This is a genomic window from Chryseobacterium sp. UYP7 (genome assembly GCF_056279225.1).
In genome coordinates, this window is sequence record NZ_JBWBQW010000006.1 from 167480 (window position 1) to 181998 (window position 14519).

Genomic DNA, 14519 nt, shown 5'->3' on the forward strand with positions numbered 1-14519 from the left:
ATTAAAAAGAGCTCCACTCAGGCCGGGCTGCAGATTATTTTATAATTAGAAAACTCGTTATTAAAAAGTAATTACCGTGATTCGCAATAAATAAAATTCTTTGCGAACCTTGCTAAGTGAAACGCCTTTGCGAACGCAATTAAAAGCATATTTATAAAAGAACTTTGTCTCGTCAGTAGACGAGATTAAACCTTTTAGTAATTTAAATACGGAACAACAATCAAAATTCGGAGAAAATCGAAAAATCAGAACATCAAAACATCAAAAAAAATCATGAAATATACATACACAGAACAAAAAGATACAAGAAGCGGATTCGGTGCTGGATTAGCAGAATTGGCAGATACCAATCCCAATGTCGTAGCACTTTGTGCAGACCTTATCGGATCTTTGAAAATGGAGAAATTCATCGAAAAAGCACCGGAACGTTTTTTCCAGATTGGGATTGCAGAAGCCAATATGATGGGCATCGCAGCCGGTTTAACCATCAACGGAAAAATTCCTTTTACTGGAACTTTCGCCAACTTCTCTACTTCCAGAGTTTATGACCAGATTCGTCAGTCAATCGCTTACTCCAATAAAAATGTAAAAATTTGTGCATCTCACGCAGGCTTAACTTTGGGTGAAGATGGCGCAACACACCAGGTTTTAGAAGACATCGGAATGATGAAAATGCTTCCGGGAATGACCGTAATCAACACTTGTGATTATAACCAAACCAAAGCAGCAACATTGGCCATCGCAGATTTCGAAGGTCCGGTTTATTTAAGATTCGGAAGACCAGTTGTCCCAGTTTTCATACCAGAAGATATGCCGTTCGAAATCGGAAAAGGAATTATGCTTCAGGAAGGAACTGACGTCACCATCGTAGCAACCGGACATTTAGTTTGGGAATCTTTATTGGCAGCAGACGCTTTAGAGAAAGAAGGAATTTCTTGTGAAGTCATCAACATTCACACGATCAAACCTTTAGACGAAGAGATCATCTTAAAATCGGTAGAAAAAACAGGAAGAATCGTAACTGCCGAAGAACACAATTATATCGGAGGTCTAGGAGAATCCGTTGCCGGAATGTTGTCCAGAAAAAGACCAACAATCCAGGAATTCGTAGCCGTAAATGACACTTTCGGAGAATCTGCAACCCCAGTAGAATTAATGAAAAAATACGGAATTGATTCTGATGCTGTTCAAGCGGCGGTGAAGAGAATTATGAAGAGATAATTTTAAATAGACGAAGAGATTAAAGATCGCTTCGCTTTTAGAAAATAGATAAATCCACTGATTATTTCAGTGGATTTTTTCTGCATAAAAATTAAAGTAAATTTTCTGCGATGAATAGAAAATCAACGACTGCAAAATCAACAACCTACAATTATATTAAGTATTTTAGCTTTAACATTATTTCTTCCGACAAATAGTTTTATAAAAACGCACAATGAAATTAACAATTATCTATTCATTAAAAATCGTCGACGGAAAAAAATTTGAATCTATTGATTGCTGGACCGAATTGACTAAACTTATAAATGAATTTGAAGGAAGTTATGGGTCAAAGCTATTCAAGGTAGATGACAAATTATTCGTCGCTATGGCGCAGTGGCGAAATTAAGATATTTTTAACAAATTTGGAAATATATTACCTGAAACAGCAACAAGTTTAAGAAGTAAAATGCGCCACTGTTGCTCAGATATAAAACAAGAATTTGAATTGAAAACTGTTATAATTGATTTGCTTAAAGATGAGCAACATGAAAATTTCAAAATGTAGAAAGTAACAACTCATCTTAAGATAAAGTTGATATGAATCATTTTAATCGTCCAACGGAAAATAGAGCGTATTTTAAGGATAAGTTTTCAACTTAGCAATGGAAAAAAGCACCAATATCATTAACTCGATCATTTTAAAAAAGATTAGAAATTATAACTGATCAATTTTTAATTTTAATGTTAATCGATTATTAAAAAACTAACAACACTCAATATGAAATATTTTTTCACCATAATAACAATTGGTTTTATTTTAATTTCTTGTAAGGAACCTAAAACAGAAGCTAAATTTAAGGTCGATTCGAAGAGCTTGGAAAATACAGCCGAGCCAATCGAGAAAGATTTGCTGTCTGTTTATGAATTATTTTCTAAAAATAAAGAAGAGGTTCAATCGAAACTAAAATCTTCTTCTCCTGAAAAAGCGAATGAATTGTATAATACCTATTACAAGGAAAACAACCTTTTGCTAAGTAAAATCATAGAAAAGGAAATTACAGTTTTAGATCGATTTTACAGTGACAATCCGTCAGACAAAAAAGTCATCAAAACATTAGGAGATCATTTAAACAAATATGAATTAAAATTTATAGAGTTAGGAGAGGGATCCGTTGAGATAGAAACAAAATCTGATTTTTACATCAAAATTTTTGGTCCCTACGTTACAAGTGATTACAAGGATTATCTATCTTTAATTAGTAAGGAAAACGAAACAACCTATCAAGCTGATGCTGGTCTCATCATCACCTTTAAAGAATTAGGTGACCGCATTATTTATTGGGAGAATTTCATCAATAAATATCCTAAATCCAGCCTGCTACCTCAAGTACGAGAAGACCTAAAGACTTATCGATCAGATTACCTGCTTGGCTTAGACAATACACCAACCCGGGAAAGAACAGAAAATTTAGCGAATGCATTTATATACCCTGAAAATATCGATGAATTTGACCGTTTCCAAAAGAAATACCCGAATAGTCGAACCAATAAACTGATCAAAATATTTAGAGAAAATTATAAAAGTGAAAATGTTTATAATATCCTAAAAGCTGAATTAGATAAATAAAGGCTTTAAATATTTAAGAAAAGAATTTAATCATCTTAAAAAAAACATCTTATTAGAATTTTGTTTATAAAGAGATCATTCATTAGAGAGTTTGTAATCGTAAATGATATCTTCCGAGAATCTGCCACCCCAGCAGAATTAATGAAAAAATACGGAATTGATTCTGACGATGTGATTGCAGCAGTGAAGATAATTATGAAAAGATAGTTTTTTTGAAATATATTTTTAAAACACGTCGAAAGGCGTGTTTTTTTTCGCTTTATCACAAGAATTATATTGCCAAAACATAGAAAATCCATAAATGCCTTTTGAGAAATATTTGCTATTTTAGCTTTTGCAATATTTATAAATCATTTAGCCATAACATTAATAATTATCAAAATTTAAACATAAGATGAAACTTGAAAAAATTTTAGACAAATTGGGATCATTGGAGAAAAACTCTTTTATTAAAATAATTGATAATAAAATTACAAAGAACCCTAAAAACGCTAAAGAAATTGAAAAAATTCTAAGCAATTCTGATAAAGGGCTTAAGAATGCTGACAATATTAATGTTGTAAATATTTTTAATTTAATAGCAGAAGAATTTAAAGAACATGTTCTTTGCGAATTTAACGAAGCTAATTCTCAGCTAGATATATTAATCGATATAATAATTCGCGATGGCAATTGCATAATGAAGCAAGATTGGTTTTCCCGATTATATGAAAATGAGATTAAGAAATTGAAAAGCAAAATCAAAGAACTAGAAATTCATTTAGAATGCGAAAAGTCCGAAATTTCTGAACACAGAAAAAGAGACTACAGAATTTATAAAACCTGTCTTCATACTGCTTTTCATAATGACGTTTCAAATAATAGAGAAACTAAAGTAAACTCTGATGAACTCTCAATCATTTTAACTTTAGCAAAACAGCTTGATCTTTCTCAAGAAGAAATTAAATTCATCAACTACTCGGTTCTACCTATAAGGAAAATTGAAATTCAGGAAGTGGTAAATCATCTCAAAAATATGGGAATTCTATTTTTCTCCAAAAAAGATAATTGTATATACGTTGCAGATGAGATAGTTCGACTACTGCGAGATATTAGAGAAAAAGAAGTAGCAGAGAAATTCTATAGAAGAACTCTTAAACTTTTTAAAGAACCTATCATTAATCAAATTGCGAAAAACCATAATATTGATCGAAAAATGTCAATATCTGAAAAAATTGAGAAGATTATAAATGACGGAGTTTCGCTAAGTTCAATACTTAAAAATGAGATTTACAAAGACGGTATTTCTCTTACTGAAAAAAAGAAATTTTTAACTGAAGTTGTTGAAAAAGGTTTAGGGATAGAAAACTTAAAAGGAAATACTTTAGAAGATAAAATTGGTAGTTTAGTCGAATATTTTAACGCTATCGAAAAAGATGATAAAGTTGGAATATCACATGATGGATATGACAAAATGTTAACTGAGTTAAACATTTCATTGCCAAAATTAAATAAGGAGATTAAAGAGCAATTTGAACTTCAAGATGAATACGTTCTAAACGCAGCATTTTTGCTTGACTATAACATTAAGCCAAGAGATATTTTAGATTTAATTTCGAAAACAGATCTTACGCATTTTATAAAAGACAACGGAGTAAAGCAACGTGGTGATGATATCTTAAACATTCTAGAACACTACAAAGATGTTGAAAATCTTTACATGGAAAACTATGCAAACGTTGGATATCGCAACTTAAATCTTTTAAAAGAAAACGGAATTCAAATTAAAGAAAGTGAATTAGGATTAAAGTTTGAGGAGTTAACGCGGATAATTTTTACAGGTCTAGGATTTAATGTTGATGAAAAATTAAAAAATGAGTTGAACACTCAGAAAGATATGATTGATGTCCTACTAAATTTGGGCAATAATGAAATTATAATAATCGAATGCAAAACTATTAAAGAGAAAGGATATAACAAATTCAGTTCTGTTTCTAGACAATTAAAATCTTATCAAAATCTAGCTTTGAAAAATAATCTTCGTATCGTAAAAATTCTGCTTGTTGCTCCAGAATTTAGTGACGATTTTGTTTATGATTGCGAAATGGATACTGAAATGAATCTGTCTCTAATTACATCCTCGACATTAGTTCAAATTTTTGAATCATTTAAAGCTTCAAAATACACTGTATTTCCTCATGTTCTTTTTAGAGATATTTTGATTAATGAAGAACGAGTAAGTAAAGCATTGAGTAAGTAAATCTTAACTCCTGCACGATTTGACCGAACCGGAAATCACCACTGGTGAGGGAAAATGATCGCTCCAAAATTATTTAAATGAAAAAAATGGCATTACTTTTTTTAATTCTAGGAATTGCAAGTTTAGCAGTTTCCTTTTATTTCTATTCCAAAAAACAGAAAATTGAACTCACACCTGAAGAAATCAATAAGAAAAAAGGCGATGATTTTGAAGAATATATGATTCAACTTTTAGGAAAACAGAATGATATAAAGTTTGTGGGAAAGGTTTCTGATTATCATAAAAACGGGATCTCAGCTTTAGAAAATTTGGAACCCGATTTAAAGTTCAAATATAAAAGTGCTCCATTTGCAGTAGAATGTAAATGGCGACAATCTTTTGGAAACGACTACGTTTTCTGGGCGAAAGAACGACAGATTAGAAATTACAACTATTATGAAAAAACTAAAAAAGAGAAAGTATATATCGCAATTGGAGTTGGTGGAGAACCGAGTAAACCAGAGCATTTGTATTTAATTCCGCTCGCCAAACTTAGATACGAAACTTTCAAAGAAGATTATATCGCCAATTTTGAAATCAAAGAAGAAACGGAAATATTGGAATTCCTGAAGCAGCAATCGAAGTTTAAATAATTAATCGTGCATTCGATTCTAAAGTTGACGGCTATTAAAAAAATCTTTTAATATTTTGTATTTTTAAATCACGCAAAATGCGACCACTAATCATCCTATCACTTTTAACAATTTCCTGTATGTCAAATTCAAATCAAAATCCAGCTGACCAAACGACGGATAAAACTTCAGCAAAATCCGAAAAAAACAGCCAGATGATCTATGATTTCACGAAACAGGGTAAAGGTAAATGGCGCATACAAAATGATGTCGTCATGGGTGGCAGATCTGAAAGTCAACTAAAAATGACTGACGAAAATGAGGCACTTTTTACCGGCCGCGTTTCACTGGAAAACAATGGTGGTTTCTGCTCGATTCATCAAACTTCCGAAAATGAGCCTTTTATCATTAATGAAGAATCGAAAAATTTTATATTAAATCTAAAGGGAGACGGCAAAGATTACAATTTTAGGATAAGAACTCCGAAAGGCAGACATTCTTATGCTTCTACCTTTTCAACGAACAACAATGGAGATTGGGAAACCATCACAATACCATTTAAATCCATGCAGGCAACTTACAGAGGCGAAGTTGTGAACGTCCCGAATTATAATGGAGAAAACGTAGTCGAAATGCAGTTATTGATCGGTAATAAAAAAGAAGAAAACTTTGAAATATTCGTTCAATCAATTGCGGTTAACTAATTTTTAAACGGCTTTTCAAGACATTCAAAATAAAAACAAAGCAATCCACTGATCATCTCAGTGGATTTTTTATAAGTCAAAAAACTGATGAATGCTTTTTGCACAAAATGTGTGACAAAAAACGTCTTTAGGGTATTTTTTTTAATGTCGAATTTAAAATCTCATTTTAATCCACAAATGATTATACTTTTCAAAATACAACGGTCTATTGATCCAATGTATTCTATTATCTTAGCGTAATCAATTGAAGAACGAGATCTTTCCTCCGGAGATTATAAATAATAAGTACAATGCCCATCAACGAAAATTCCAATATAGATAACCCAAATGATCGCACCCCTTCAGAAAAAACGCCGTTTGAACGCAGTCGTTTTGGTGGCAGCATAAAGTCGCCTAAAGTTAAAAGTGAGGTTCCTGTATCAAAAAGTGATTTGGGCAAAGGCGCTCAAAAACTATGGCAGAATAAAACCACCCAAATTAACTGGAGTGTTTTAATAATATCATCTGCGGTAATTGCGGCGTTTTCATTTTGGGCAATTGCGATGCCTGATCAAGCGAGATCAACAATGAAATTAGCCGTTAACTGGATCGCCACCAATTTAGGCTGGTACTACGTTTTGACGATGGCGCTTGTCATTTTCTTTGTCGTTTGGGTGGCAGTATCAAAAGCAGGAAATTTGCGTTTGGGACCTGATGATTCGCGGCCACAATATGGACTGGCTACCTGGACCGCAATGCTTTTTGCAGCAGGAGTCGGAATTGATCTGTTGTTTTTCTCGGTGACAGGACCTGTCGTACAGTATTTAACGCCACCCTCGGGTGAGTCAGAATCTGCCGCTGCTTTACAGGATGCGGTCGTTTGGACCATGTTTCACTATGGGATAGCCGGTTGGGCGGTCTATGCACTACTCGGGATGGCAATGGGATATTTTGCTTATCGATGGAATTTGCCTTTGTCGATCCGGGCAGCGCTCTATCCGCTTTTCGGGAAACGTGTAAAAGGTCCGTTAGGTCACGCCATCAGCACCATTGCATTGATAGGAACTGTTTTTGGTGTCGCAACCACCATGGGAATTGGCGTGGTGCTGCTTAACGTTGGTTTCGCAAAACTGTTTGGCTTTAGCGAAGGTCTAACGTTACAAATTGCATTGGTTATTGGCGCCGTGATTTTAACTATTGCTGCAACAACATCAGGCGTAGATCGTGGGATCCGCTGGATTTCTGAATTGAATCTGTGGAGCGCCGTGGCCATGATGGCATTTATTCTGATTTCAGGTCATACGGCATTTTTGCTTAACGCTCTGGTAGAAAACATTGGTCAATTTTTGGCGACGCTGCCTTCAAGAATGTTTAAAACTTTTGCATACGTGCCGGACAGCAGTGACTGGATGGGAAGTTGGACTCTTTTCTTTTGGGCCTTTTGGCTCGCATGGGGACCTTTTGTAGGTGTATTTTTGGCTCGGATTTCCCGGGGTCGAACGTTGCGCGAATTTGTAGTTGCGGCGATTACGGTGCCGGTGCTTTGTGACTTTATTATCGTATCCTTTTTTGGCAACTCTGCACTTTATGAAGTATTACAAGGCAACACGGCATTTGCCCAACTGGCCATCGAAAGTCCGGAACACGGGTGGTATGCACTTTTAGAAATGTTTCCTGCACCAATGTTCCTGATTGCTCTTGCCACGTTTTCAGGATTGTTGTTTTACATTACCAGTGCCAACTCAGGTGCAATGGTCATGTCTAATTTTTCATCATCGATTCCTGATCCAAGTGAGGATGGACCTAAATGGTTACGAATATTTTGGGCTGTACTAACCGCGGTGCTGACCATTTCTATGCTTCTGGCGGGCGGCGTTATTACCATGGAATATGCTACGTTAATCTTTGCGCTTCCGGTAACTGTTATTGCCTATCTGATCATGTTTTCTTTTTACAAAGCGCTAAGTATAGAGCGTGCAGAACAGGAAGGAAAAGTGCTTCGCGATCCAACGATTACTCCAAGTGGTGGTCATATTCCCGAGCGTTCCTGGAAACAGCGACTTGGACAGATGCTTACTTTTGCCTCAAAAAAAGAAGGAGTACAGTATTTAGAGCGCGTGATTCGCCCTGCTCTTGACGACGTAGCAGCGGAATTTAGGGGTAAAGGTTATGATGCCGAGCGTCAGAATGCCGACCACGACGAAACAATCTCAACCATTGATCCTACTCGTCCTTCGGGACCTTTACTTAGAGTATCGACGGACGGTGTTCATGATTTTTATTATCAGGTGGCTATGGTGGCGACACCAGCACCGACCTTTAGCGGGAAAATGGCGTCAGATACCGATGTTTATTATCGTCTTGAAGTCACTACCCAAACCGGATCAGGTGGCTATGATTTAATGGGATTGAGCCGTCAGCAGGTGATTGATGATGTACTGGAACAATATGAAGCGTATGTTATCTATATAACCGCGGCACAAGAGGAAGACGAATAAAGCCGTTTAACCTTCTCAAGGTTTGAAGAATGAAGCGTTTATTTTAAGAAATTATCTTTCCATTTATAATTTAAAATTTTACTGCACCTCCGAGAGAATTGGCAAAAATTGGGCAGAAGCGAAAAGTGGATTCGGCAAAGAATGACAGGTCAGGATACACAAAACAAACTCACTGATTATTGGAAAGAAAATGAAGTTTCAAAATCTGATGAAACGGAGCGACGCGGAATTCTTGAGCACCATTAAAAAATTTAAAATCGGCGAAAAATTTGCTTTTTTAACGAACATCATTCATCGGGAATGGACAGGTTTGACTATGAAAAACCACAGAGACCTGAAAGGATTGTAGAAAGACAAAATATTTTTTCTTCGATAATACTAAAACCTACAAACTCCCCTGTTCATCAACTAAATCTGCATCCACTTGCTTTTTTTTAAAAACGTTTTGCGTGCAGTTGGTATTGAATAAGAGTCCAAAAATCTCTATCTTTATTACTTCAAAAAAACACAAATCCCTATGGATAATATCAAATTATTTGAAGAAAAAGAAGTTCGTTCTCACTGGACTGAAGAAAATGAAAGGTGGTATTTCTCCATTATTGACGTAGTAGCAATTCTTACGGAAAGTACAAATCCAAAGGTTTATTGGCGGGTTATGAAAAAGCGTCTTTTTGCAGAAGGAAATGAAACCGTTACAAATTGTAACACTTTGAAAATGGCGGCTGCAGATGGAAAAATGCGGATGACAGATTGTGCAAATGCTCAAAATTTACCTCATTAAATAATTCTACTTCTTATCATAATATTTGTCATTCTGAACGCAGCAAGGCGAAGTGAAGAATCTCGGCTATAACTTGAGATTCTTCCTGCGTCAGAATGACAGTGGTGCTTTATAAAAAAAAATATTTTGAAAAACGACCAAACTTTTGTCATTGGCTCCGCCGAATTTGCGAGTTTTGATGAAAGAAGAAGTTCTAAAATTTTATTGATAAAAGATTCTTCATATCGCTTAACTATTTTAAGAATGACGAAACTGAAATTATTTTATGAAAATTATAGTTAAATATTTGTAAAATATTTACAGTAAAAAATCTTCATTAATCGATTGTACTACAACAAAAAATTATTTCCTCAAAACAAAAAAAAGCCAAACTGCAAAATCCAGTCTGGCTATTTTTTTAATAATGTAAAAACCTACAATCTCCCCTGCTCCTCGCCCAAATCCGCATCCTTCACTTCTTTCTTTTTTGCACTGCCAAAAGTATATGTCGCAGAAAGTGTGAATTTTCTAGTTTCCCAACGGTTCGTCCAATTGGTTGTGACATTACCTTGCTGCGTGTTTTGTCGCCACTGGCTTTGTTTCAACACATTTTGCGCGCTTAAACTCACTCTTAATTTTTTATCAAGAAAATCTTTTCTCACACTGAAAGACATATCGTAAGAAGGTTTAAAAGTGGTATTACCATAATTTCCGCTTTGGCTGTAAAAACTATTCCAGGTGGCATTCCAGTTTTTTCCAAAGTTAAAAGTTTGATTAACACCTGCGTAATAAGAGATGCCGCTGTCGTTGAATTTGTAACCTTCCAGATTTGATTTTGCCTGACCGTAAGAAACTTCGCTATTTAACTGAATTTCCCAGAATTTTTTCACTTTACAATTGGTATTGAAGGAAAGACCGATGCTTTTGGAACTTCCAATATTATCAAAGTATAAAGTGGTTATTTTATTGTCCGGATTATAATTAATGATCTGATACATCTCGTCGGTTGAAAAATTCGCAAACAATGAAAGAGATGTTTTTTGTTTGTTGATCCAAACCATCTCGAAAGCATTGGTAAATTGGGGCGTCAGATCCGGATTTCCTACGGAAACATTATAGGTATCAATATATTCGTAGTAAGGATTCAGATACAAATAACGAGGTCTTTGAATTCGACGGCTGTAAGATAATTTATACTGGTTGTTTTTAAAATTACCATTCACGCTGAAAGAAGGAAACAAGGATAAATAATGATCTTTATTGGTGGAATTGGAGGTTAATGACGTCGCATTATAATTAATATATTCCGCCCGTAAACCTGCCTGCAGATCAAACTTTCCGGTTTTAAAATTGGCCGTTCCATAGCCGGAAAAAATCGATTCTTTGTAAATTAACCGGTTGCTTCTATTCGTATTTAAAATAAAATCTCCGGCTAAATTGCGCTCTCTCAAATCAATGTCATAATCATTATTCACGTAACTGTATTTTGCGCCGGTTTCTAAATTGAGGGCGGAATTTACCTTGTGTTCTACATCTATTTTAGCGCTTAAAATATTATAATTGGTTGGATTATTATATTTTACAACTTCAGCATTTTTGTACATCTCATTGGTATTCGAATTAAAATAGGAATTAGAGGTGAGGCGGTCGCTTGTATTTTCATACTTCGCAAAATTAATTTGGGCATCGATTTTCGTCGTTAAACTATCGGTGGCAAAATTGTAAAATAAGTTGCCGATCAAGGTTTTATTAAAAATGGCATCGTTTGTTTTTAAGATCGTGTAGCGCTTATAAACGCTGTTGTCGTACTCATTTGTTCGACCATTGGTCAATTCGCGGCTGTTGTAAATATTGTAATTAATGGAAGCTCCAACGCTGGCGTTTTTATTCAATTGATGTCCGACCCCAAAATTTCCGGAATAACTGTTGGATATTGGCAACCAATCGTTTTTTTGTTCTAACAATAAAGTATTCGTCGGATTGACGATGGTTTGATTGATCATTCTGTGATTCGCGCCTTCTGTATAACCCTGACTCAGGCCGAATTTAAAATTCCATTTTTCCGTATTGTTGTACAAATTTATACTGTTGTAATTTTTAATGAATTCCGCATAGCCAACCGATGTTTTTACGTTTCCGGTTAAACCCGTTGCGGCAGATTTTTTGAGAACGATGTTAAAAATTCCAGCACTTCCCGAAGCATCGTATTTTGCGGAAGGATTTGCAATAATTTCAACCGATTTAATATTGCCACCATCCAAAGTTTTTAAATATTGTTTGAGTTCTTCGCCACTTAAAAGTGCAGGTTTTCCGTCAATCATGATCTGGACATTTCCATTGCCTCTAAAAACTACATTTTCATCTTTATCCAAACGAACACCCGGTAATTTTGTTAAGGTTTCCAAAGCATCATTGCCATTGCCAAAACCTGCTTTATCGACATCAAATATCATTTTATCCCCTTTTAAGGTCAGTACTTTATTGGCTTTCATAACCACCACTTCCTCTATTTCAGAAACATTTTCCTCTAAAGAAAAATTTTGAATTTGATTACCACTACTCTTCTTTAAAATCTTGGATTGTAAAACCTTATATCCTTCTACATTAATTTTAATATAAAATTCAGATTCTTTTATGTCCAGTTGATATTGTCCATTTGCATCTGTGTTTGTGCTTTGTTGAAAACTATGGTCTGCAGCATTAAAAATAGAAACTTTCGCAGATGCTAATTTCTGATTGGTTTTTTCGAATGTAACCATTCCGCTGATTTGAATGCTTTGCCCAAAGTAGAAGAAACTTTGTAGTAATAAGAAAAGTGCGATTGTTGTTTTCATGTGTTATTATTTGATGACGCAAATGTATTCCAGGCAACCTCCACAATTAATTAAATTACACCAACCCGAAATAACACGAGATGAAACCTTAAAATAGCACGCTTTTGTACTTTTCGATATTAAAAACCTATTTCATGTAGCGTTTTTGCCAGTTCATCAAAAAATATAATTTGCAAGTAAAAATATTGGGTAATTTTATCACATGGAAATAGTTAAAAAACAGCGTTACTTTCATTTGGCCGTCATCCTTCTAGTCGTTTTAATGGATTTTTTTCTGGATTTTCACAGCGGCGGAAAGGAAGGGTTTTTAGAAAATTTTCAGTTGCCAATAAATTTTACACGGATCATCATGTATATCGCAACATTTTCTGTGTACTTTCTAAACTTTTATGTGGTTCTTCCTTACACTTTAAAAAAGAAAAATTATTTCATATTTTTTTTAGGCATCATCCTTTTGATGGTCATTTTTGGACAGATTCGCTATTTGCTTGAAGAGGTTATTTTATACCATTTTACTGGTCTTCACAATTATTGGGAAGAATCCAGAAAATTCGTTTATTACACTGTTGACAATTCCTATTTTGCAATTAAGGGTATTTTATACAGTACTTTGTTATATATTTTTTACGAATCAGCCGCCAATCAAAAAAGGGTTTTTCAATTGGAACTGGATTATAAAAAAGCAGAACTCAATTTTTTAAAATCCCAGTTAGAACCACATTTTTTATTTAATACGCTGAATGTTTTTTATACCGATTTAATTGATACGCAACCCAACACCGCGAAAGATATTCACCGGCTTTCTGAACTTTTAAGATATGTGACCTATGAAGCGGAACACGAAATGATGCCTTTAAAAAAAGAAATAAAATTTATCGAAGATTACATTTATCTGCACCGAAAAAGATTTGAAGACACGATGTTTTTAGATTATAAAGTGGAAGGAAACGTTGATATACAAGTTGTTCCCTCTTTAGTTTTTATCCATTTTGTGGAAAATATTTTTAAACACGGGATCATTACTGACAATGAAAATCCGGCAAAACTTTCTATTAAGGTTACTGATAAAGAAGTGATTGTAACCACCGAAAACTTAATTTCTAAATCCGAAAAATACAACCATAATGGCATAGGGAAAGAGAATTTAAAACGACGTTTGTCTGCGATTTATCAGAACAATTTTGTTTTTCAATCGGAAGAAAAAGAGGGTAAATTTACCACACTATTAAAATTGCCATTGATCAACAAATTATGAAAATATTAAAATGTATAATTGTAGATGATGAACCGCCTGCAATTCGATTACTCGAAAAATATGTGGCCAAGATTCCATTTCTCCAATTAGAAGCAACGACCACAAGTTCTATTCAGGCTTTATCCATCATTGAGCAATCCAATATCGACCTCGTTTTTCTGGATATTCAAATGCCTGAATTAACGGGTTTGCAATTATCAAAAATCATCAAAGGGAAAACGGAAATTATTTTCACAACGGCTTATTCTCAATTTGCTTTGGATAGTTACGATGTTAATGCGGTCGATTATTTGCTCAAACCCTTCGAATTTGAAAGGTTCTATGAAGCGGTAAAAAAAGTTGAAAATACGTATGTCAATCAGAACCAGATTTCAGAACTACCAAAAAATACGTCGGAATATCTTTTCGTTAAAACCGATGGTAAAAATAATTTTGAAAAAGTATATGAGAAAGACATCCTATATATCGAAGCACTAAAAAATTACGTCGCCATTCATTTAACTGAAAAGCAGATCATCACCAATAATACGCTTAAAAATATTGAGGATCTACTGCCAAAATCAGAATTTATCAAGACCCATAAATCTTTTATCGTTTCCCTTCGGCACATAACGAAAACAGATTCTTTATGCGTTTACATCAATGATAAAAACATTCCCATCGGCGATACTTATAAAAAAGAATTGTTTGAAATGATCCAAAATAAAAAATTGTGAAATTCCATGGTGCGAATTTATAATCCGTGAATTGCAATCCTATAAAAAAGAAACTATTGCTAATGGGGAATTCCAAAGGAACAAATCAATAAT

Annotated in this window: 12 protein-coding genes and 1 pseudogene; 12 read left to right on the forward strand and 1 reads right to left on the reverse strand. The window is 34.4% G+C overall.

Features of this window, described 5'->3' with window-relative positions; translation table 11 throughout:
• Positions 1–273 precede the first annotated feature (273 nt).
• The 10 genes and pseudogenes from ACZ9HT_RS13135 to ACZ9HT_RS13180 all read left to right on the forward strand — a co-directional run bounded on the left by ACZ9HT_RS13135 (position 274) and on the right by ACZ9HT_RS13180 (position 9924).
• Positions 274–1221 (forward strand): transketolase family protein, encoded by a 948-nt coding sequence (locus tag ACZ9HT_RS13135; protein WP_476040945.1) that lies wholly within the window; start codon positions 274–276, stop codon positions 1219–1221.
• Between the two features lie 214 nt (positions 1222–1435).
• Positions 1436–1609 carry a hypothetical protein gene (locus tag ACZ9HT_RS13140; protein WP_476040946.1) on the forward strand — a complete coding sequence of 58 codons (174 nt, stop codon included), beginning with the start codon at positions 1436–1438 and terminating at the stop codon, positions 1607–1609.
• Positions 1610–1981: 372 nt separating this feature from the next.
• Positions 1982–2830 (forward strand): hypothetical protein, encoded by an 849-nt coding sequence (locus tag ACZ9HT_RS13145; protein ID WP_476040947.1) that lies wholly within the window; start codon positions 1982–1984, stop codon positions 2828–2830.
• An 84-nt stretch (positions 2831–2914) separates the two neighbouring features.
• Positions 2915–3037 (forward strand): annotated as a pseudogene (locus ACZ9HT_RS13150) (transketolase family protein); the annotation flags it as partial.
• 187 nt (positions 3038–3224) lie between these two features.
• Positions 3225–5069, forward strand: a complete 1845-nt coding sequence (locus ACZ9HT_RS13155; protein WP_476040948.1) for a hypothetical protein — start codon at positions 3225–3227, stop codon at positions 5067–5069.
• A gap of 86 nt (positions 5070–5155) precedes the next feature.
• Complete coding sequence (locus ACZ9HT_RS13160; RefSeq protein WP_476040949.1) at positions 5156–5701, forward strand: hypothetical protein; 546 nt, start codon at positions 5156–5158, stop codon at positions 5699–5701.
• A 119-nt stretch (positions 5702–5820) separates the two neighbouring features.
• Positions 5821–6384, forward strand: coding sequence for a CIA30 family protein (locus ACZ9HT_RS13165; protein WP_476040950.1), 564 nt, complete (start codon positions 5821–5823; stop codon positions 6382–6384).
• Positions 6385–6674: 290 nt separating this feature from the next.
• Entirely contained in the window at positions 6675–8861 is a 2187-nt protein-coding gene (gene betT, locus ACZ9HT_RS13170) for a choline BCCT transporter BetT (protein WP_476040951.1), read from the forward strand.
• A 517-nt stretch (positions 8862–9378) separates the two neighbouring features.
• Entirely contained in the window at positions 9379–9642 is a 264-nt protein-coding gene (locus tag ACZ9HT_RS13175) for a BRO-N domain-containing protein (protein WP_476040952.1), read from the forward strand.
• Between the two features lie 126 nt (positions 9643–9768).
• Complete coding sequence (locus ACZ9HT_RS13180; RefSeq protein ID WP_476040953.1) at positions 9769–9924, forward strand: hypothetical protein; 156 nt, start codon at positions 9769–9771, stop codon at positions 9922–9924.
• A 131-nt stretch (positions 9925–10055) separates the two neighbouring features.
• Here ACZ9HT_RS13180 and ACZ9HT_RS13185 read toward each other — a convergent pair whose 3' ends face one another.
• Complete coding sequence (locus ACZ9HT_RS13185; protein ID WP_476040954.1) at positions 10056–12455, reverse strand: TonB-dependent receptor; 2400 nt, start codon at positions 12453–12455, stop codon at positions 10056–10058.
• Between the two features lie 202 nt (positions 12456–12657).
• Between ACZ9HT_RS13185 and ACZ9HT_RS13190 the strand changes: the two genes are divergently transcribed.
• The gene (locus ACZ9HT_RS13190; RefSeq protein WP_476040955.1) at positions 12658–13710 is read left to right on the forward strand and encodes a sensor histidine kinase; all 1053 of its coding nucleotides are present in this window, start codon (positions 12658–12660) and stop codon (positions 13708–13710) included.
• Positions 13707–14426 carry a LytR/AlgR family response regulator transcription factor gene (locus ACZ9HT_RS13195; RefSeq protein WP_476040956.1) on the forward strand — a complete coding sequence of 240 codons (720 nt, stop codon included), beginning with the start codon at positions 13707–13709 and terminating at the stop codon, positions 14424–14426. The genes ACZ9HT_RS13190 and ACZ9HT_RS13195 overlap by 4 nt, the downstream gene beginning before the upstream one ends.
• Positions 14427–14519: the final 93 nt, after the last annotated feature.

Excerpts from the sequence above, each read along its gene's own strand:
- ACZ9HT_RS13135 (WP_476040945.1), top strand. The coding sequence starts at position 274 with ATGAAATATACATACACAGAACAAAAAGATACAAGAAGCGGATTCGGT.
- ACZ9HT_RS13140 (WP_476040946.1), top strand. The coding sequence starts at position 1,436 with ATGAAATTAACAATTATCTATTCATTAAAAATCGTCGACGGAAAAAAA.
- ACZ9HT_RS13145 (WP_476040947.1), top strand. The coding sequence starts at position 1,982 with ATGAAATATTTTTTCACCATAATAACAATTGGTTTTATTTTAATTTCT.
- ACZ9HT_RS13155 (WP_476040948.1), top strand. The coding sequence starts at position 3,225 with ATGAAACTTGAAAAAATTTTAGACAAATTGGGATCATTGGAGAAAAAC.
- ACZ9HT_RS13160 (WP_476040949.1), top strand. The coding sequence starts at position 5,156 with ATGGCATTACTTTTTTTAATTCTAGGAATTGCAAGTTTAGCAGTTTCC.
- ACZ9HT_RS13165 (WP_476040950.1), top strand. The coding sequence starts at position 5,821 with ATGTCAAATTCAAATCAAAATCCAGCTGACCAAACGACGGATAAAACT.
- betT (WP_476040951.1), top strand. The coding sequence starts at position 6,675 with ATGCCCATCAACGAAAATTCCAATATAGATAACCCAAATGATCGCACC.
- ACZ9HT_RS13175 (WP_476040952.1), top strand. The coding sequence starts at position 9,379 with ATGGATAATATCAAATTATTTGAAGAAAAAGAAGTTCGTTCTCACTGG.
- ACZ9HT_RS13185 (WP_476040954.1), bottom strand. The coding sequence starts at position 12,455 with ATGAAAACAACAATCGCACTTTTCTTATTACTACAAAGTTTCTTCTAC.
- ACZ9HT_RS13190 (WP_476040955.1), top strand. The coding sequence starts at position 12,658 with ATGGAAATAGTTAAAAAACAGCGTTACTTTCATTTGGCCGTCATCCTT.
- ACZ9HT_RS13195 (WP_476040956.1), top strand. The coding sequence starts at position 13,707 with ATGAAAATATTAAAATGTATAATTGTAGATGATGAACCGCCTGCAATT.